Source organism: Puia dinghuensis (assembly GCF_014642875.1).
GTDB classification, from domain to species: Bacteria; Bacteroidota; Bacteroidia; order Chitinophagales; family Chitinophagaceae; genus Puia; species Puia dinghuensis.
The window spans coordinates 22228-40864 of record NZ_BMJC01000004.1; the positions used below are offsets into that span (position 1 = coordinate 22228).

The 18637-nt window shown below is 49.2% G+C and carries 18 protein-coding genes; all 18 read right to left on the reverse strand.

Features of this window, described 5'->3' with window-relative positions; all coding sequences use genetic code 11:
* Positions 1-4: 4 nt before the first annotated feature.
* From IEY39_RS17790 to IEY39_RS17875, 18 genes are read right to left on the reverse strand one after another with little or no spacing between them, the layout of a single operon-like run.
* Entirely contained in the window at positions 5-1105 is a 1101-nt protein-coding gene (locus IEY39_RS17790; RefSeq protein WP_188934054.1) for a glycosyltransferase family protein, read from the reverse strand.
* Positions 1102-2067 carry a hypothetical protein gene (locus IEY39_RS17795; protein ID WP_188934056.1) on the reverse strand — a complete coding sequence of 322 codons (966 nt, stop codon included), beginning with the start codon at positions 2065-2067 and terminating at the stop codon, positions 1102-1104. Before IEY39_RS17795 ends, IEY39_RS17790 begins: the two co-directional genes overlap by 4 nt.
* A 12-nt stretch (positions 2068-2079) precedes the next feature.
* On the reverse strand, positions 2080-3486 hold the full coding sequence (locus IEY39_RS17800) for an MBOAT family O-acyltransferase (RefSeq protein ID WP_188934058.1): 1407 nt from the start codon (positions 3484-3486) through the stop codon (positions 2080-2082).
* Between the two features lie 8 nt (positions 3487-3494).
* Positions 3495-4697 carry a glycosyltransferase gene (locus IEY39_RS17805; RefSeq protein ID WP_188934060.1) on the reverse strand — a complete coding sequence of 401 codons (1203 nt, stop codon included), beginning with the start codon at positions 4695-4697 and terminating at the stop codon, positions 3495-3497.
* Entirely contained in the window at positions 4694-5704 is a 1011-nt protein-coding gene (locus IEY39_RS17810) for a glycosyltransferase (RefSeq protein WP_188934062.1), read from the reverse strand. The genes IEY39_RS17805 and IEY39_RS17810 overlap by 4 nt, the downstream gene beginning before the upstream one ends.
* The gene (locus tag IEY39_RS17815; RefSeq protein WP_188934064.1) at positions 5694-6404 is read right to left on the reverse strand and encodes an FkbM family methyltransferase; all 711 of its coding nucleotides are present in this window, start codon (positions 6402-6404) and stop codon (positions 5694-5696) included. Before IEY39_RS17815 ends, IEY39_RS17810 begins: the two co-directional genes overlap by 11 nt.
* Positions 6401-7222 (reverse strand): phytanoyl-CoA dioxygenase family protein, encoded by an 822-nt coding sequence (locus IEY39_RS17820; RefSeq protein ID WP_188934066.1) that lies wholly within the window; start codon positions 7220-7222, stop codon positions 6401-6403. The genes IEY39_RS17815 and IEY39_RS17820 overlap by 4 nt, the downstream gene beginning before the upstream one ends.
* Positions 7219-8166 (reverse strand): glycoside hydrolase family protein, encoded by a 948-nt coding sequence (locus IEY39_RS17825; protein WP_188934068.1) that lies wholly within the window; start codon positions 8164-8166, stop codon positions 7219-7221. Before IEY39_RS17825 ends, IEY39_RS17820 begins: the two co-directional genes overlap by 4 nt.
* 1 nt (position 8167) lies before the next feature.
* The gene (locus IEY39_RS17830; protein ID WP_188934070.1) at positions 8168-8830 is read right to left on the reverse strand and encodes an acetyltransferase; all 663 of its coding nucleotides are present in this window, start codon (positions 8828-8830) and stop codon (positions 8168-8170) included.
* A complete protein-coding gene (locus tag IEY39_RS17835) occupies positions 8827-9480 on the reverse strand; it encodes a class I SAM-dependent methyltransferase (protein WP_188934072.1) in 654 nt (217 codons plus the stop codon). Before IEY39_RS17835 ends, IEY39_RS17830 begins: the two co-directional genes overlap by 4 nt.
* Positions 9477-10172 carry a WbqC family protein gene (locus tag IEY39_RS17840; protein ID WP_188934074.1) on the reverse strand — a complete coding sequence of 232 codons (696 nt, stop codon included), beginning with the start codon at positions 10170-10172 and terminating at the stop codon, positions 9477-9479. The genes IEY39_RS17835 and IEY39_RS17840 overlap by 4 nt, the downstream gene beginning before the upstream one ends.
* The gene (locus tag IEY39_RS17845; RefSeq protein ID WP_188934076.1) at positions 10172-11260 is read right to left on the reverse strand and encodes a DegT/DnrJ/EryC1/StrS family aminotransferase; all 1089 of its coding nucleotides are present in this window, start codon (positions 11258-11260) and stop codon (positions 10172-10174) included. Before IEY39_RS17845 ends, IEY39_RS17840 begins: the two co-directional genes overlap by 1 nt.
* Positions 11257-12399 carry an FkbM family methyltransferase gene (locus tag IEY39_RS17850; RefSeq protein ID WP_188934077.1) on the reverse strand — a complete coding sequence of 381 codons (1143 nt, stop codon included), beginning with the start codon at positions 12397-12399 and terminating at the stop codon, positions 11257-11259. The genes IEY39_RS17845 and IEY39_RS17850 overlap by 4 nt, the downstream gene beginning before the upstream one ends.
* Before the next feature lie 10 nt (positions 12400-12409).
* Positions 12410-13675 carry an ABC transporter ATP-binding protein gene (locus tag IEY39_RS17855; protein ID WP_188934079.1) on the reverse strand — a complete coding sequence of 422 codons (1266 nt, stop codon included), beginning with the start codon at positions 13673-13675 and terminating at the stop codon, positions 12410-12412.
* 18 nt (positions 13676-13693) lie between these two features.
* Positions 13694-14608 carry an ABC transporter permease gene (locus tag IEY39_RS17860; protein WP_229688976.1) on the reverse strand — a complete coding sequence of 305 codons (915 nt, stop codon included), beginning with the start codon at positions 14606-14608 and terminating at the stop codon, positions 13694-13696.
* Between the two features lie 3 nt (positions 14609-14611).
* Entirely contained in the window at positions 14612-15631 is a 1020-nt protein-coding gene (locus IEY39_RS17865) for a Gfo/Idh/MocA family protein (RefSeq protein ID WP_188934081.1), read from the reverse strand.
* Positions 15628-16215 carry an acyltransferase gene (locus IEY39_RS17870; RefSeq protein WP_188934083.1) on the reverse strand — a complete coding sequence of 196 codons (588 nt, stop codon included), beginning with the start codon at positions 16213-16215 and terminating at the stop codon, positions 15628-15630. Before IEY39_RS17870 ends, IEY39_RS17865 begins: the two co-directional genes overlap by 4 nt.
* The gene (locus tag IEY39_RS17875) at positions 16212-18617 is read right to left on the reverse strand and encodes a GumC family protein (protein ID WP_188934085.1); all 2406 of its coding nucleotides are present in this window, start codon (positions 18615-18617) and stop codon (positions 16212-16214) included. Before IEY39_RS17875 ends, IEY39_RS17870 begins: the two co-directional genes overlap by 4 nt.
* Positions 18618-18637: the final 20 nt, after the last annotated feature.

An 18637-nucleotide genomic window follows, 5' to 3' on the forward strand; every position in this document is an offset into this window, starting at 1 on the left:
GCCCTTACTTTATTGATCTTTCGAGATGTTGTTTGAGCTTTTCAAAATGATATTCATACTGCAGGGTCTGCCGGTAGAAGGCGGGTATGTTCCTGCGGCAGGTTTCCATCTCCGCGATCGCCCGGCGGGCGATGGTATCGAAATCGGTCTCGCCATCCCAGAAAACGCCGACGCCCTGGTCTTCGAAGTGCTTTAGATTGTCCGCGCTGCCGACGATGAGCGGCAGCTGGTTCTTCAGATAGGTGCCGATCTTACCACCGGTGAAGCCGTTGTTGGTCTCATGCACGGAATTCCGGTCGTACAGGGCCAGCCCGATATCGGCGGAGCTTACAGCGTAATTCATCATGGCGGACGGGACAGGGGTCGTCGAGAATTTTATAAACGGATGGAGTCCTTCGCCCATGAGGCCGGTAGTCCGGGTCTGAAACACCAGATGGTAGTCTCTTTCGCCATAGGTCTTCGTCTCTTCGTAGATCTTTTTGGCGAGATTCCAGTTGAGCGTACCGGCGAAGAGCAGTATCGGCTTGCGGTCTTCGATGTTAAAGATATCCCGGTAATAGTGGCTTTTCAGCCGGACGGCGTCGCCGGCGGGGGCGTTGGGGATCACGATATAGTCGTGCGCATAATCTATCTTATGCAGCTGCTGCTGCACCAGGTAACGTTCTTCCCCGAGGGCGATAGTAGCCGCCGCGTAGCGGTTCGCCTTATAATTCCGGGTCTCCAGCTTCTTCCGGTCTTTCGCCGGGCTGTTGGCGAGCATATGTTCCACCAGCTCGTCGGCAAGATAATAATAAGGGATCTTGCGGAGGCGGGAGGTGCGGTAAGCCAGCCAGATGCCGGTGATGGGAGTCGCGATGATGGCGTCGTACCGGCGATCGGCTGAGTAGAGCAATTTGGACCAGTATTCGGCCTTCTGAAACCCGGAGACAGGAAAGGGCAGTATCCTGATCTCCTTATTTTCGAAAAAGGGCTGGTTATTGTACGGGTTGTTCACCATATACAGGTCGACGGCATACCCGTTGGCGGCCAGCTGGCTGGCTAACTCGATAAAGCAATGCTGGGCGTCGATGTAGGTACGGTCGAACAGGAGGGCAATTCGTCTCATAGTGGTCTTTGAAGGGCCAGGTTAGCGTTTACCCACCCTCTGAAATACAGGGTATAACGGAGGGCATCCTGGTCTATTAAATGGAGGCCGTCCGATGTCTGGTACCCGGAACAACCGGGCTGTGGCAGGTAATTATATTTATCCGGGGGGAATACCTGGTAGAATCCCTGCCGGATGGCATTCGACAGCGGCAATTGACAAAGGTGTTCGTCTACTGGCATTTCGAAGAAACACACCTTTACTCCCCGCTGGCGGAGCATGTCTACAAGGGTCGACAATTTGCGAAGTCTCGACTCCAGTAAATCTCCATCAGGGGTGCGGGAATACCTATCGATCTGCATGCTCACCATTTTGCCAAACAGCTCGCTATTATTTTTTACGGGTGGGGGGTTGGAGGCAACCGGGTTATCCGCGGGCTTCGGGTCAGCCGCGGGCTTCGGGTCAGCCGCAACAGGCGCCGGCTTTTCGTGGACCAGCCTGGATTTGATGCCTGAAAGCGCGGCGCGAACGCCAACCGTAAGATAGGAGCCGGTGATAGCCAGTGGCTGATAGCCATCGCGCAGCGGCGGGAAGAATTCCCTGGTGCTGTACAGTATGGGGTTGAAGAGATTCTCCGTAAACGTCTTGTTGCCATCCTTGAGAATGACGTTGATCTCTATAAATACATTCGCCGGCAGATCTGCTTTATGGCTGAGGATGGTGAGTCCGTCAAAGATACTCTGACCGCTAAAAGCCAGACTGGTGAACCCGGGCAGGCTATCCATGAGCAGCCGGGCCGACAAAGAGGAACCTACGATGACATTGCGGTTCGAGGTTCCGGTGGCGTAAATATAGTTCTCTGCTTTGATCTGGTTGTCCTGCCATTGATGCTGGGCCACCGGTTTGGCCGGTTTGATCACGGTCATCAGGGCCAGGTAGGCCACCATCAGTACCAGGAAACATAAGAAGGTGCGCTTTATCATTCTACGGGGATGTCAGAATTGAAAATAGATGAAGGACCCGGTGGAACCGCTGTTGGTGACGATGAGGAAAAGCATCACTGCGTAAATGGCGTATTCCCATTTGGCCATCCTGAGGAAAAACGATCTTGTTCTCAATAGATAGGCGACATGATAAAGTATCACCGGCAGGGAATAGAGCAGGATATAGGCGATGATATCATATCTGTCAAGGATAAAGAAGTTCTTCCGTATGCATTTCAGGTATTGCAGCACGTGGCTGAAATCCGGAAGTTTGAACAACAGCCATGCCAGGGTGACGAAGCAAAAGACCATCAGGCCTTTAAGCACCAGGAGGAATCTCCCCGGCTTTATCTTCACCTTGTCCGAGATAAAGCGTTCGGTCGCCAGGGCGGCGCCATGGAAGCCGCCCCATACGGCATAGCTGATGGCTGCCCCATGCCAGAGCCCTCCCAGGATCATCGTTATCATCAGATTGATATAGGTCCTGATCTTCCCCTTGCGGTTACCGCCCAGCGGGAAGTACAGGTATTCCATCAGGAAGGAGGAAAGCGAGATATGCCATCTTTTCCAAAACTCCCTGAACGAGGTGGAGATATAGGGGAAATTGAAGTTCTCCTGAAACCGGTAGCCGAAGAGACCTGCCAGGCCGATCGCGATGGCCGAATACCCGGCGAAGTCGGCGAAGATCTGGCAGGAATAGCCAAAGAGCAGGGCCAGCAGCGTAGTGGTCGACATGGACTGGAAATAGGGATACTCTATCCAGTAGGTGAAATCCTTCAGGTTGTCGGCCACGACCATCTTTAGGAAATAGCCGACGAGCAGGTGTTTAAAGCTATTTTCCCAGTCAATGTCGCGCAGATTCTTTTTTCCTATCTGCGGCAGGAAATCATGTGCCTTGAGGATGGGGCCTGCAATGAGGTGAGGAAAAAAGGAGATAAAGAAAAGGGTATTCCTGGAATGGCGGACGAAGGAAGGGTCGATAACCTTCCGGTTGTCAAAATATTTCTCGGTGAAGACGTCTACGAGAAGGCTGATGCCTTCGAAGGTGAAGAAAGAGATGCCGATCGGTAATGGGATGGTGACCAGGAAGTGACCGATGGGATCGTTGGAATTGAAAAAGCTGTGGGCGAAAAGAGGGCTGTATTTGAAGAAGCAGAGTACGAGCAGATTGAGGGCGACGCCAATAACGGCCGTCGTTTTTTTCCAGGATGTCTTCCCGGAAACGATATAATAGCTCGTGACGATGTTTATGGCTGCAGAAAAGAGCAGGAGTAATACCAGGATGGGCGAATCATATGCATAAAAGACAAGGCTGGAGATGATGAGGATCCCCACCTGGTAGCGCGAGATCCGGGGCAGATAGTATACCCCAAACGTTATCAGTAATAATATTAAGAACGGGAAGCTATTGAATAGCATAGTTTGGTTTAGGACAATGAATTATACAGCTGGGCATAGCGCTTTGCCTGCACGGCCCGATCAAATTTTTCGATGTTCTCCCTGCTGATGGCGGCGCGGTCGAATGGGGTGTCGAGGGCGCGGGCCATTGTCTGTGCCAGTGCTTCAGCCGAGATCGCCGGGCACAGGTAACCGTTGACTCCGTCGACGATGACGTCCTTGAGCCCGCCGATGGGAAAGCCCAACACCGGTGTGCCGCAGCACAAGGATTCCAGCATGACATTCGGCAGGTTATCTTCCAGGCTCGGTATTACACAAAGATCGGCTGCGGAGTACAAGAGGGGTAATAACAGTTCGTCATGTATCGGATCGAGAAATACCACCCGGGGGTCTTTAGAGACGGGGGCATTATACCCTGCTGCTACCACGAGAAAGTCCTTATCCGGGGGTAGGAGCGTAACCGCTTCCTCCAGCAGATGAAAGCCTTTGTATTTATTTTGGATATTCCCGCAGACGAACAGAAAGATCTTTTTTTGCGCCGGCAGTTTGAATACCTGCCGGGAGAGTTCGTGGGAATAAGGCCTGAAGGTTCGTGTATCCAGGCCATTCTGTATACGGTGGTGAGCAAACCGGTTCATCGCCGGGTTTGCCGATGAAGCCTCAAACAACCTGCTGGATGGGGTGCAAATGGTCAGGTTTGCCGATGCTACCGCCTCCGATTTCACCTTTCGAAACTTCTCTTCGATAGCCATCAGTTCGGCATTCGCGTTATTTTTCTGCAGGTCGAGGCTAAAATGGAATCCGCCCAGAAGGGGGTTTATATCATGAAAGGTCCAGACGATGGGCTTCGGCACCTCAAAGAAGCTGGGAAAGTCCACAAAATTGGCCACCCAGTGGAGATGGATGATGTCGGCACCGAGCACGATCTCGTTCTCCTGCAATGAATAGTTGGAAAAAGGCATACTGTAGTATTCGTAGTCGCCCCTGCATCTTGCGATGGCCAGTTTCTCGCTGGCCACCTTATCGACCGAATGCAAGCCGGCCCGCAATGCCATTCTTTTGAAAAAGGGAACCGGTCGTTTTTCGGCAACTCTTGCCAGGGTAGACTGTTCTTTCGGGATGGCGCATAAAAATGTCGAATCCACTTTTTCTGCCAGTAAGGCTTCGTGTAAACGCATCGCCGCTCTTCCCGCACCTCCATCTTCCAACGTTGCAATATGGACAATCTTCATTGTGTAGCGCTTTGGGGTCTTTTGGTCCGGTCTCTGAATGATCTTAGTTTGTTAACGACCGGGTTATGCATCAGTGAGGCAACCAGTTTCCTGCAAAGCGAGGTGAACAGAAAGCCGGTCGTGAATTTTGTGAGCTGTTCGGGGGTTTTGATCGTTACCTTGTCCAGAACCTCTTTTACCAGCGGGGCCTGTTCGCTTAAAATTTCCGGGGCATTGTCACGCCAATAAAGGATACATTTTACCTGTTGTTGCCGCAGGAGATGGTCTATCTTTTCATTGTTGAACCGGCCGACCATGGCATCGAGGGTCTTGAACAAGGGGATGTATCTTTTTGCAAGCGACTTTGGACCATGAAGGCCGGTGAATCGCCTATAGACTGCCATCGGTTCGGGCACATAGTAGATGTTGCCGTGAGCAGCGTTGTACATATGCAAGGGGAAATCCCCGATCGGCGTTGCGTGAAACCAATCAGGCAATTCGTCCAGCGTATTTCTGAAAACGGTTGAAACAGCATGGATGAAATTCCCATCTCTTGCCAGATCTTCGATCGTAAAAGTCTGCGAAACCTTACTGACCTGATGTATCTCCAACTGTTTTCCTTCCTCGGCCTGATAGACCCCGTGAATGCAGATGGAGTAATCAGGATGGGCTTCCAGGAAATCGACCTGCCGCTGCAGCTTGTTATGGTCGGTCCAATAGTCGTCTCCCTCACACAGTGCTACATACCTGGCTCCTGAATCAAAACAGGCCTTGAACGTATTACGCGAATTGGCAAAGATGTTATTCTCAGTAGTCGACAGAAGGTTGACAACACCAGGATATCGCTTTGCATAATCGGAACATATCGCCCTGGTATTGTCCGTGGAACAATCTTCCCCGATGAATAGTTCTATTTTGAAATTTACCTTTTGCTGTAACACCCCTTCGATCGCCTGGGCAATGTATCTTTCCTGATTATAGGTGAGCATCCACACCGCCACCAGGGGAGCCTGTCCGTTATCGGTCACGAGTGAAGATTATATTGAAAAGGAATGGTTCATTTGGCACCTGAAACCGGGCTTTCTCCCTGAAACCATTCTCTGCCAGGTTATCCATGATGTACTGAAAGTTCTTGTCATTTATCTCCAGTTCGAATATTATGCTCTTGAGGCCGGTGTTCTTTAATGTAGCCTGAGCGCCCTGGAGGAATGCCATTTCAGAACCATCGATATCAACTTTCAGGTAGTCCGGGCAGGCGATCTGGTGATCTTCAAGGAAGCGATCGAGACTGACCACATCTATGACCTGTTCTTCTTTGAAGTCGAATCTCAGGTCTTCCCTGGTTTCCTGTTGCTCGACGACCTTTTGGTGTCCTCCGGCCCAGGGCTGACCTATTTTTAATTTTGCCGACCCATTCTCCTTTCCGATCGCCAGTTTGAAGGGTTTAAGCTCATCTTTAATGTCATTGAGCGCGAGGTTCTGAAGCAATGCCTCGAAGTTATTCGTCTCGGGTTCGAAGGAGTAACATTTGATCCCCTTTTTGCTGGCATAGATAGAGAACCGGCCTTCACAGGCACCGAGATCGAACATAACCTCACCGGGGGTCATTTCATCGATAAAGTCAAGGTTTTCCGTTTCATAATTCATCCGGGAACACAATTCCAGAGAACGGGTGTAGCCGGCGAATCGCATCGGGACCCCCCTCACATTGTTGTCAATAACTTTCATTGGAAAATATTTTTGATTTGGTCTGGACGAGGAAAGCCAGGCGTGATCAATTCCTGGATGGGCTTGTAAATATAAGGATGTGCATAGCCTCGTTGAATAAAGGTTGCTTCCTCCAGATCGTTGTATCGGAAATGGCAGGACCATCTTATCCTATCAAGAACATTATTCCCGGAGGAATGTACAAGAAAAGCGGAGAAGAACAAAGCGTCGCCGGTCTCCACTTCGACGGAAATGAACTTTTCCGGTTGTATCTCATCGATCTGTCTGTACCAGGCATTTTCCCGGGACTCGAACAGACCCAAGGTATGGCTTCCGGGCACGATCTTCAACGCGCCTAATTCTTCCGTTACGTTGTGGAGGGGGATCCAGACCACCATCGAGTTGAGAGAACCCTGCATGCTTCTCCAGTCCTGGTGTGGCGGCACTCTATAGAATTCTTCGGTCTTCGCCAGCCTGGCCTTGTTAAAATACATTACGGGCCTGGTGGAGATCACCGGAAAATGCAAGCCGAGATCACGCAGTTTGCCGATGAGCTTCTCATGCAGGGAAATCCTATGCAGGCTTATCAGATGCTGGGCCTGTTTGCCGCAATTGGCGAAGGCTTCAAAATGATCATTGAAAAGGGTTATGATAGCTTTCTCGAATTCATCTTCGCTGATGTTCTTGCTTTTAATGATCTGCTTTTCCACCAATTGATTGAGGAAGATATCCTTTGCCTCGTTGCGGATCTTATCGATCTCCTGTGGATCAAAGAACTTCTTGAACAGAAGATATCCCTGTTCTTTATACTGGTTCAGCTCTTTTTCATTCATATTCATGAATTTGAGTTTAAGATAGCGTAGCCGAAACCTGTTCTTCCAAATCCATTGCCGTTATAAAAGAGGAAGTTCTTCCCTTTTACCTCGATCACATATGGATAAGAGATCATTTGACTATCCCAACCTTCCTCACTGCGCTCGATACCGCTCTTATCATCTTTGCGGAGCCAGCTGATCCCATCCGGGGATTCTGCATAGCCGATATTATACGCGTTCTCAGGGTTGCTCCTGAAATCAAAATAATTCCTGTAGCCAAACCACATTCTATACCGGCCTTCCGCCTTGATCACTGCAGCACTAACCAACCCGCCTTCCTGATCATCTTTCAGCGGAATGGCAATCTGGTTATTACGAAGCCAATCGATGCCATCCTGGGAGGTCGCATATTTCAGGACGTAGAGGGATTCCGGCCGGTCGTTGACGAGTCTCCATTCTACACAGCTGAGGTAATACGCTCTGAAAAGACCGGCCTCCTTCAGGACAAAGATGGTGCCGGTAAAAAAGGGATCGATATGAGAAACTCCGATCACCGGGCCTTCGGAGTATTTCCTGAACGTTCGCCCCCCATCTTCACTGATGGCTAACCCAATACTGTTCTGGTAGGGCACGTTCTTCCGTTGGGACCACCCGATATAATACAGATATTTACGATCTCCAACCGTGACAATGGAAGAGGGCATGATCCCATCCTCGTCAAATGTACCAAGCCTGCCCAGTGGCAGGATCGGTGCCGGATTGATAAAAGTTATTTCCCGCGGATCGCCGGCGTCTACCTCTATATAGCTGGTATTGCTTCTGTTATCCGTCCCCCGGGTCGAGTAGTAGATCCTCAGATGATGCTCATCAATGACATCTGCAACCGGTACCTGTGCGTGGGTCCTGCTCCATTCCAGGCTTCCGTCGGGAGCATAGATGAGTCCTTTCTTTTGCCAGCTGAGAGCCATCTTATAAGAGCGAAGGGCTCAGTTTACCTTCCATTTTTTTGCCGGGATTGCCAATGTAGATCCCCCATTCTTCGGTATTCTTGGAAATAAGGGCCGCCATTGCCACCAATGTACCCTTCGCAAGTGTAATCCCATCCCGCAAGGTTGCATTCACTCCAAGGAATGAATTCTCGCCGATGACACAATGCCCGGACATGACCACATGCGAAGTAAATGTCACATGATCTCTGATCTGGCCATGGTGGCCGATGTGATTACCACTCCATAAAACCACATTATTGCCGATATCGGTGAAGGGTTGAAGCGTATTGTCTTCGAGTATAAAACAATTGTCGCCGATCTTATTGTCGAAACGGGTAGCCTTGCTGCTGATATAGCTGATCAGCTGATATCCTTTATCCTTGATGTCATGATATACCTTTTCCCGTAATTGATTCATCTTTTTAGGGGACATAGGTGCAAAAAAGGAGAAATCGCCCGCCGGATATTGATCTTCCACATCCTCGAAAGCTACAACGGGCAGGCCCCTGAACGACCGGTCTTCCGGCAGATATTCTTTATTAACACAAAAACCAACTACTTCATAAGGGGAGTCATGCTCCAAATAATAATGGGCTAATTCGGCGTAGTCCTGGATACCGAAGATAACTACCTTCTTTGTCATGTGTTGGATTGTTTGTTCTTGTATATATAGGTCGTGTATTCGTAGAGGCCATAATCGTTGCGGATAATAAAATTCCGGGTCAGGTTCTTTGTAAGAAACTGAATAAGGAGATCTGTCGGAACATGGAACAGATCGTCGCGTTCCCAATCCACCGCTTTCGACATAACGTTAAAGGCAACGCCCTTATTAGCCAATGAGAACACCTTGCTGAGCATTTTACAGAAATAATCCCACATTTCATCGAAGCTTAATTCGCGTTTTTCTGTGAACACTCCGTTCATTACGATATAATCGAACCCGGGAAGCGAGCCACTGTCCTCCAGGATATCCACACAATAAAAGGGAACGGCAGGGAACTTTTCCCTGCTTAATGCTACGAAGCGTTCGGAAACGTCCAGTCCGGAATAGGCAATATTCCCAAGCCCCTGATCTTTGATATATTGCAAAAGGTGAGCTGCCCCGGATCCAAAGTCGAGCAAGGTCGATGAGGGTGCGTTGTCCTCGTAGTATTTTACGATCTCCAACATCACCTTGTACCGCTTGTTAACGTCCTCCAATTTTGGCCAATCTACTCCCAAATGAGAATCGCCATGTTTTTCGAGGCAATCCTCATAGTGCTTCACAATGGTCTCCAGGTATCTTTTTTTCATATCAGCTCATAGGAATTTAAGAGAGCGTTTATTTTATCCTTCGGGTTGAACATAAGCACATCGATGATAGAAAGATTGGAAATGAATTCATTGTTGAATTGCGGATATGCCAATGGCAGTGTTCGGATGAAATTCAGTTTTATCCCCGAATCCTGGAACAATTCCCGGGAATAGATCTCCATACCGCCGATGGGATTGATATAGTGGTGGGCCTTTTCTTTGGTGCAAATGTCCAATATCCTTTCCTGTGCCTTTAAATGGCTATTGTTGTAGTCAGAAGAAGTTCTGATGAATTCCGTTGCCATTCCAAGATATTCCGCTACCGAACGAAGGCTTAGCCAGGCAAGCTCACCGATGGTGCCTGCATTACTTTGCAGGATATCGCTTATCAGGGGATAGACCTGCCTGAACTCCGGCGCTTTCTTATAGGCTTGTTCTATCGTTTTGAGGAGTTTGGCGTTGCCGGCGCCGGCAGAAAGCTCGATGTCGCGTATCAGGCGGTTTTGGCTGGCATCCTTAAGGGGGATCGTAAAGAGGCAGGCCTTGTTGTTAACTAAAATATTGTTCCGGTTGATCCAGCCCCGGTTGATGAAGTTAACATCATCATATATAACAAATCTTTCTACAGCATTTATAAGTTGGTAGTAGCCGATATAAGGGAATATATACGGCTGCATGATCGCCAATCTCATTAAATGTTCTGTTTTTGAGCTTGTAATATAGTTTCGGCGATCAATTTCTGCTCCTGACGGCTCAGATCAAAATAGAGCGGGAGGCATACAACGCGATTTGCGATGGATTCAGCCACCGGGCAATGCTGTTGCTCTATATAGGGTAAGGTATTCAGCGCCGGATAGAAATACCTTCTTGGAAATATTTCCTTCTTCTTCAATACCTCGAGTGTTGTCATCATCTCTTCCGTCGAGGGGAACACAGCCGGAAAATAGGCATAATTATAAGTAAGACGCGGGTCGTTGGGCAGATCGAGTAATTGAAGACCGGTGTCTTCAAGCATCTCGTAGTAGTAAAGCCATTGCTCCTTTCTGCTTGCAAGGATATCGGGCAGATATTCCAGATTACATAAGCCCATTGCAGCGTGGATCTCGGAGTTCTTGCCATTTATTCCCATGGAGAAATGATCATCGGCCAGATGACCGAAACTGCGATACAGGAACAGTTGCCGGGATAGCTGATCATCATTGGCGATGATGCAACCGCCTTCCACCGTATGGAAGAGTTTGGTAGCATGGAAGCTACAGGTGCTGATGTCCCCGTAACTCAATACCGACCGACCGTCGATCATGGTGCCGAAGGCATGTGCCCCGTCGTATATGACCTTCAAATTGTGTTTCCGGGCTATCTTTTCGATCGCTTCGATGTCGCACGGATATCCATATACATGCGTGGCAAGGATCGCTGTCGTTGCCGGAGTGATCGCGGATTCGATCTTTGCAGGATCTATGCAAAAAGTCCGCTGATCGATATCGGCAAAAACAGGGGTGCAATTCTCCCAAAGCAAGGCTGTCGTAGTAGCGACGTAGGAGAATGGTGTGGTAATGACCTCGCCACTGATGTTAAGAGCTTTCAGCGCCATTTGCAGGACAACGGTGCCGTTGCTGCAAAACCACAGATGGTTCACTCCCAGGTAAGAGCGCAACGCTGCCTCCAAACCCTGCACAAGCTCTCCGTTGTTGGTGATCCATCCTTTATCCCATGCCCGTTTGAGCAGGGCAGTATATTTCTCAAAGGGAGGCAGGAAAGTTTTTGTTACGTTTATCATCTGGCAGGTATTTCTGCAAATAATATAGATTCTTCCTGGTGAATGGAACAATGTGCCAGGTGTAATTCATATCCTAATCCAAGCTCATGTATAAACTTAGGTATATTTACGAAATCCTCCATGCTATGGTAAATAGCAATGGCCAGCTTGGGTTTGAATTTTTTGATCGTGTTCAGAGCGCCTTTCAAGGCATAGGGTTCTGCTCCCTCTATATCCATTTTTATAAGATCAATTTTAGGAATGGAATATTCCGTTACCAGGTCGTCAATGGACAAAGACGAGGCTTTTCCGTCAAACGGTTGTTTTTCTTCCATAAAAACGGCACTTCCCGGACCATTATCGGTATAGTACATGGTCTCGTTGGTAACTTCCCACACAGGCCTGTCTATCAAATTGATCCTTTCTTGTAAATCCGGATTTAACGCAAGGTTGGTATTGAGTATATTTAGATTACTGGGAATGAACTCAAAAGTAAAAACCTTGCCTTCCTCTCCTACTTCGTTGGCGAAATATAGTGCCGTATCCCCCCAACATCCGCCCGCATCGATGACATAGTCTCCCTTTTCTGCTTTGATCGTTGTGGCGCCGCGTTTGAATTCGTATTGTTTGAGAAAAAAATCAGTATAGACCCCGATAGGCAGAAGATGCAATTGAACAGGTATTCCCTTTTTATGCAGATCGATAAAAGGCAAATGCCATTTAATAAACTTGGTCTCTACATATCGCTTATTATCAGCGAGATCTTCCATTTCCTTTATACCATTCCAGAAATCAGGTGTATTTAGAGGTAACTTGACCTTTGTAAATCCAAGTATCCTGAATGCGATTAGTTGCAACAATAATACTTTTGATCCCTCATCTGTAAGAAAATTGTATAGCTTCTCAAGACCGGCCAGATACGGCTCCATCGCTCTTAACCTATACGCAACGTATCCATTGGACATATCATATTTTGAAACAACTGAATATCCCCTTGATTCAAAGACCTTCCCTATTTTTCTCCTGATGCTTCTCTTCAAAGTAGCCTGCGCCCCTTCTTGCATTTTCCCAAAACGAATATGATCGTAATTTTCCTCGGGAGAAAAATTGTTGGCAGTAGAATTCAATAGCTCAACCATCAATTCTGCGTAAAAGTTCATATTTTATTGATTATGAAAGGATCTTGAAATCAAGCTTCGGTCTTACAAAGCCAGGCCACTTACCGTGCCAACCGCTTGCTATCCTCTCTTCACCGACCTCAAACGATAAAATGTTGTCAAAAGTGCAAATGGAGTAGGACGTATCGCCCACGATCATGAGTGTGATGCTATAAACCTCATCGTTTAATAAATCCGCCGGTATATAGCAGGATGCCTTATGCAATCCGGCCGACAGATTAACAGCCGGGGTCCCATTAGCAAAGATGGATTCTCCTGAAAAAGTATTAAAAAACATTGTCAGGTTGATCAGTTTTCCATCTTCAAAATTCCAAAATTCGATCTCGATGGTAAGTGGTGTCTTCACGGTGATGGGGTCGGCGGGATCATTCAATTGAGGACATACTTCAATTTTTCTTAACCTTGCCTTCTCATTACCCGGAGCTTCTCCGGGATCATTAAAAAATTTTAGCAAGCTTTTGTCCTGCTGATTTGAAAGATAATTATTGATCACCTGAGTCGTTTCGCCCATCTCGATGACCGACCCATTCCTCATATACATGGCTTTGCTACAAAGGCTCTTTACGGCGATCATATTATGGCTGACAAATAAAACTGTCCGGCCGTCTTTATCGCTTACGTCCTTCATTTTCCCGAGGCATTTCTTTTGAAATTCAGCATCGCCGACAGCCAGCACCTCATCAACGATCAATATCTCGGGTTCCAAATGCGCGGCTACTCCAAATGCGAGCCTTATATACATACCGCTACTATAACGCTTGACAGGAGTATCGATGTACCTCTCGACGCCTGCGAATTCGACTATCTCATCGAACTTACGCTTTATTTCAATCTTCTTCATTCCCAGGATCGCGCCATTCAGGAATATATTGTCGCGTCCGCTCAGCTCCGGATGGAACCCCGTGCCTACTTCAAGAAGACTTGCGATCCTTCCCTTTAGCTTTATGTTGCCGACGGTAGGCGTGGTAGTGCGACTTAATATCTTCAGCAATGTCGATTTTCCCGCTCCATTCTTGCCAATGATGCCCAATACCTCGCCTTGTTTTACTTCAAAGTTTATGTCCCGCAGAGCCCAGACGTATTGGCTGTCCCCTTTCTTTGTCCGATCGTTCTCCTCACCGATCTTCAGATAAGGGTCCTCTTTTCCGAGGATGCGGTGCCACCAGCGGTTGATATCGTGGGAAATCGAACCCGTACCGATATCACCCAGCCGGTATTGTTTGGAAACATCTTCTACCCGTATGACTACTTCGCTCATTGGAAGAATGCGGTTTTATTAAACTGTATCCATAAAGGTCTTCTCCACCTTGTTGAACAGGAGGACACCTATAAATAACACAACGACCATGAAAATGACGCTGTAACCAAGGGATTGCATGTCGAATGTTCCCTTTCCGAACAAGGCATAGCGAAAGCATTCCACCAGCGATGTCAGCGGATTGATCTCGATGAGCCATCTATAGGGCTTTCCCCGCAGATAGGATAGCGGGTAAGCCACGGGTGTGGCATACATAGCCAGCTGAATGACGAAGGTCAGCAGAACGGCCAGGTCCCGGTAGCGGGTGGTCAGCGCTGAAATGATGATCCCAAGCCCCAGGCCGATGCCGGCCATAAGCGCGATGATAAGGGGGATATATAGCCAGTGAAAGCTGATCTTCATCGGATAGCCCTGGAAATTAAACCAGATCATCAGGGCCAGCAGCAGGAGAAACTGGATGCCGAAACGTACTATATTGGAAATGATGATGGAAAGCGGCAATACCAGGCGGGGGAAATAAACTTTTCCGAAGATAGCGGCATTGGTGAGGAAGACCGTGGAAGTGCTGGTGAGGCAGCCGGAGAAATAGTTCCACACCGTGATGCCACTCATGTAGAAAAGCATTCTGGGCTCGATGCCGTCGGTGGGGATGTTGGCGATCTTGCCGAATACCAGCAGGAATACGATCGTGGTGAAGATCGGCTGGATCAGATGCCAGAGAGGACCTAAAACGGTCTGTTTGTATTGAGCGACGAAATCCCGGCGTACAAAAAGCCACATCAGGTCGCGGTAGTTCCAAAGCTGCCGGAGGGGAAGATCGAACAGATGAGTACGGGGAGAAATGATCTCCGTCCACTCCTCGTCTTTCTTTTCGGGCTTTTCGGAAAGTGAACCATTTATCTGGGCCATGCTAATCGCTTTCTCGGCAGACATAAGCTAATTCATTTTAAGACGGTAGATCTTTTCAATGATCTCCACCACTTTAAGCCCTTCCAGTGCATTCGTCGTGATCGGCGCCCTGCCTTTCAGTACGTCGACGACATTTTCGAAGATATAGTGATGATTGGCTGCCGAGCCTTTGTAGGTCCCATAGTCGTTAGCAGGATTGACGGGTGGCAATTGGGGCATCTCATAATCCTTTATGTTGCACAGCTCCACCACGTTCATGTACTGCCCGCCGACCTTCACGGTGCCGTTCTCGCCGATGATGGTGATGCTGCTCTCCAGGTTCTCATTCCATACTGATGTGGAATAGTTGATGCAACCCATGCCGCCATTGACAAAGTCAAAGGTTACGAAGCCGGAGTCTTCGAATTCGGTCTGTCCCTCATGATTGAAGCTGCGGAATTTGCCGTTGAGGTTCTCTATATCCCCGAATAACCAGAACATGATGTCGATGAAATGCGAGAACTGGGTAAACAGGGTCCCGCCGTCGAGCTCATTTGTTCCATGCCAGCCGCCCTTCTGATAATAACGGTGATCGCGATTCCAGTAGCAGTTGATCTCCACCATGAAGACGCGGCCCAGCAGCTTCCTGCGCAGGATGTCCTTAAGCCACAACGAAGGCGGGGAATAGCGGTTCTGCATGACGCAAAACACATTCCGGGATTGGTGCAGGGCCTCATAAATAATGCGTTCGCATCCGGCTTTGTGGAGGGCCATCGGCTTCTCGATCACCACATGGCACCCTGCGCGGAGGCCTTTCAGGGCCTGCTCTTCATGCAGCCCATTGGGCGTCGCGATGCTAAGCACGTCCACCGGCACTTTACTGTCCAGCAATTCGTCGATCGAATTGAAAAAAGGGACATCGTGATTGATCTCCAGTTGATCCCGGCTCAACACATCGGACAATGCCACCAGCTCACATTCTTTGTTGTTGGAGATCATGGCCGCATGACGCTTACCAATATGGCCGCAGCCGATGACGGCGAATTTTATCCTGCCATTTTTGCTCATACTAGTCGGGTAACCTTATTATCCTTTAATTGATACTGCTGTTTTGTCTCCGGGCATTCCGCCATCCCTTTTTCATCGAATGTCAACCGGTGGCCATATTCACTCACCCACCCTATCTGCCGGCCAGGATTCCCTACTATCAAAGCGTATGCCGGGACTGATTTTGTCACCACTGCACCTGCGCCGATCATTGCATATTCGCCGATGTCGTTGCCACAGACAATGGTGGCATTGGCTCCGATGCTTGCGCCTTTTTTAACGTGGGTCTGCCGGTATTGGTCTTTGCGCACCACAGCGCTGCGCGGGTTGATAACATTGGTGAAAACCATGGAAGGACCCAGGAAAACATCGTCGGCGCAAATAACGCCGGTGTAAATGGAAACATTGTTCTGCACCTTGACATTATTGCCGAGGATCACCTGGGGTGAGATCACTACATTTTGACCGATATTACATTTTTCGCCGATGGTGCAGTCCGGCATGACATGGGAAAAATGCCAGATCCTGGTCCCGGCCCCGATGCTGCACCCTTCGTCGATGACAGCCGTGGCATGTGCGAAATAGCTTACAGGTTGGTGGATCATTTTTTTCTTGAAGGTTTGAATAACCGGGATAAGAAGCGGCCCCTTCCGTTCTTGTCCGCGTCGAAATAACCCGAGTCGGCACCATAGGAATAGCTTCCATAGTAGCCGTAACCATAACCGCCATAATAATTGCCTTCTGCCTGCACATCGTTGAGCATCAGGGACAGGCGTGGAAGTTTCCGGTTTACATAAAGGTCTTCCACCATCGAAAGCTGTTTGCGGAAAGTATGGCCCTGGCGGATGATATACAGGGTGCAGTCCGCATACCGGCTCAGGTTCATGGCGTCGCTTACCAGGCCTACGGGCGCCGTATCCATGACGACGACATCGAAATTCCGGCGAACTTCATTCATCAGCTTTTCCAGCATCGGGTCGAGCAGGATCTCCGCCGGGTTGGGCGGGATGGGTCCGCAGGGGATCACAAAGAGGTTGTCGACCCCGTCGACCTTGACAAGCAGCTCCTGGAAGGAGGCCTTGCCGATGATATAGTTGGTGATGCCCATTTTGCGTTTCAGGTCCAGACCGGAAACGATCTTGGGTTTGCGGATATCGAACTCCATGATCACAGTGCGTTTGCCCGTCAGCGCCATTACGGCGGCCACATTGGTACTGACGAATGATTTTCCTTCGCCGCTGAAGGAGGAAGTAACCATGATCACCGGCTTTTCCACTTTGTTCAACACGTACTGCAGATTCGTGCGGACGATGCGAAACTGTTCGGAGATGAAATGCCGGTTGTTCATGGTTGCCACCAGCGTCTCACTCTGGTTTGAATGGCCGATCTCGCCCAAAATGGGGGCATGGGTGTATTTTTCCACGTCTGCCCTGTTGCGAACCTTATCCCGCAGGATCTCCATGAGGGCTACGACCCCGATGGGGACCAGCAATCCCACCAGTAAGTACATGGTATAGACCTTCTTCCGGTTGGGTTCGATGGCAATGGATGATTCCAGTGCAGGCTCGATGACCTTTGAATTCGAAATAGTGGAAGCGGAAGAAATAGCCGTTTCCAGCTTCTTCTGCAGCAGGAAGGAATAGAGTTCTTCCAATATTTTTTGCTGCCGGGAGATGTCCAGGAGCTGCATAGATTTTCCGGGTATGGATTGGATATTACCCTGCAATTTCTCTTCCTGTTTGCGCAGGTTCTCGCCCTCGATGACATAGGACTGGCGGACATTCGTCAACGCCTGGCTGATACCATAGCGCACCTTTTCGAGGGTGGAATCCATGCTTATGATCAGGGGGTTATCCGGGGTGGTAGTCTTCAGGTCGGCGTCCCGGGTCAGCTGCATCTGGTTGTAATTATTGATCAGCTGCAGGAGGGCGGGTTCCGCGATGCCGAGGTCGACGGGAACGATATTGTATCTGTTCTTGCTGTCCTGGATGTATTCCAGCAGCCAGTTGAGCACATTCATCTTGACCTCCTGGGTAGCCTTTTCCTTGGCGGTCCCGTTGAGATTGTCCAGGTAGGTCTTGGATTGTGTGCTGACATCATAGGCCTGGTTATTGATCATGAAATTCTTCATGTTGCCCTGAACGCCGCCCAGCTCATCTTTCAGGTTAAGGAGCCGGTCGTCGATGAACCGAAGGGTTATGCTGGCGATACGAGTCTTGTCTTCAACGATCAGACTATCATACACCGACATCAGGTTGTTCAGCACATCCACACCCAGCTTCGTATCCACTCCATCGAAACTGAGGTTGAGGATCGTCGTCTGTTCGCTGGCCTGCACCACTTTCAACCCGTCCTGCAACCCTTCCGCCGCACTCAGCAAGGGCTGCCAGTTGCAAAGGAAGATGCGGGGAATCGGCCGGATCACGCCGCCGGGTATTCGTACCAATGCGCAGAGGTTCTCGCCCACCTTGAAGGGCTGGCCGAAGACAATGGGCGTCTTTCCTTCGTCCAGCAGGAACTGGTTGTCGTTGATGATCGTTGCCTTGAAACCGAAGCCGGTGACCGAGTCGACTAATTTGTAGATCTGCAGCTCAACGGGGTTGTCCGCGTATTGTAAGGTAGACCGGATGCTGCCTTTCACGTAGTAGACGCGCTGCAATCCAAGGTTGCGCGCCACTCTTTCCAGTACGGGCCGTGAGCGAAGTATCTGGATCTCATTGTTGAGGTTGGAATTCCCCGGGCTCATGAACAACTCATCGAAACGGGGATCCCTCATCCCTCCTCCGCCTTCATTCTTGATGAGCATGGAAGACTGAACATGGTAGACGGGTACCGTATACCGGATCTTCAGATAGGCCGCTACCAGGCCGATGAGTCCGGAGAGAACGACCCATGGAAGATACCGAAGGTATTTAAAGATAAATTCCTTCAGGTTAATGGAAGCCGGTTTCTCGTTGTTGGCGTTTGTCGCCGGCTGGATGGGTACCTCGTTGGTGATCTCAGACATAGATATCTGCTGTGGGAAGG

What these genes read in the sequence shown, in the direction of transcription:
- IEY39_RS17875 (WP_188934085.1), bottom strand. Translation starts at nt 18,617, where the DNA reads ATGTCTGAGATCACCAACGAGGTACCCATCCAGCCGGCGACAAACGCC.
- IEY39_RS17825 (WP_188934068.1), bottom strand. Translation starts at nt 8,166, where the DNA reads ATGGCTCTCAGCTGGCAAAAGAAAGGACTCATCTATGCTCCCGACGGA.
- IEY39_RS17830 (WP_188934070.1), bottom strand. Translation starts at nt 8,830, where the DNA reads ATGACAAAGAAGGTAGTTATCTTCGGTATCCAGGACTACGCCGAATTA.
- IEY39_RS17795 (WP_188934056.1), bottom strand. Translation starts at nt 2,067, where the DNA reads ATGATAAAGCGCACCTTCTTATGTTTCCTGGTACTGATGGTGGCCTAC.
- IEY39_RS17820 (WP_188934066.1), bottom strand. Translation starts at nt 7,222, where the DNA reads ATGAATATGAATGAAAAAGAGCTGAACCAGTATAAAGAACAGGGATAT.
- IEY39_RS17805 (WP_188934060.1), bottom strand. Translation starts at nt 4,697, where the DNA reads ATGAAGATTGTCCATATTGCAACGTTGGAAGATGGAGGTGCGGGAAGA.
- IEY39_RS17855 (WP_188934079.1), bottom strand. Translation starts at nt 13,675, where the DNA reads ATGAGCGAAGTAGTCATACGGGTAGAAGATGTTTCCAAACAATACCGG.
- IEY39_RS17865 (WP_188934081.1), bottom strand. Translation starts at nt 15,631, where the DNA reads ATGAGCAAAAATGGCAGGATAAAATTCGCCGTCATCGGCTGCGGCCAT.
- IEY39_RS17850 (WP_188934077.1), bottom strand. Translation starts at nt 12,399, where the DNA reads ATGAACTTTTACGCAGAATTGATGGTTGAGCTATTGAATTCTACTGCC.
- IEY39_RS17860 (WP_229688976.1), bottom strand. Translation starts at nt 14,608, where the DNA reads ATGTCTGCCGAGAAAGCGATTAGCATGGCCCAGATAAATGGTTCACTT.
- IEY39_RS17815 (WP_188934064.1), bottom strand. Translation starts at nt 6,404, where the DNA reads ATGAAAGTTATTGACAACAATGTGAGGGGGGTCCCGATGCGATTCGCC.
- IEY39_RS17840 (WP_188934074.1), bottom strand. Translation starts at nt 10,172, where the DNA reads ATGAGATTGGCGATCATGCAGCCGTATATATTCCCTTATATCGGCTAC.
- IEY39_RS17845 (WP_188934076.1), bottom strand. Translation starts at nt 11,260, where the DNA reads ATGATAAACGTAACAAAAACTTTCCTGCCTCCCTTTGAGAAATATACT.
- IEY39_RS17800 (WP_188934058.1), bottom strand. Translation starts at nt 3,486, where the DNA reads ATGCTATTCAATAGCTTCCCGTTCTTAATATTATTACTGATAACGTTT.
- IEY39_RS17835 (WP_188934072.1), bottom strand. Translation starts at nt 9,480, where the DNA reads ATGAAAAAAAGATACCTGGAGACCATTGTGAAGCACTATGAGGATTGC.
- IEY39_RS17870 (WP_188934083.1), bottom strand. Translation starts at nt 16,215, where the DNA reads ATGATCCACCAACCTGTAAGCTATTTCGCACATGCCACGGCTGTCATC.
- IEY39_RS17790 (WP_188934054.1), bottom strand. Translation starts at nt 1,105, where the DNA reads ATGAGACGAATTGCCCTCCTGTTCGACCGTACCTACATCGACGCCCAG.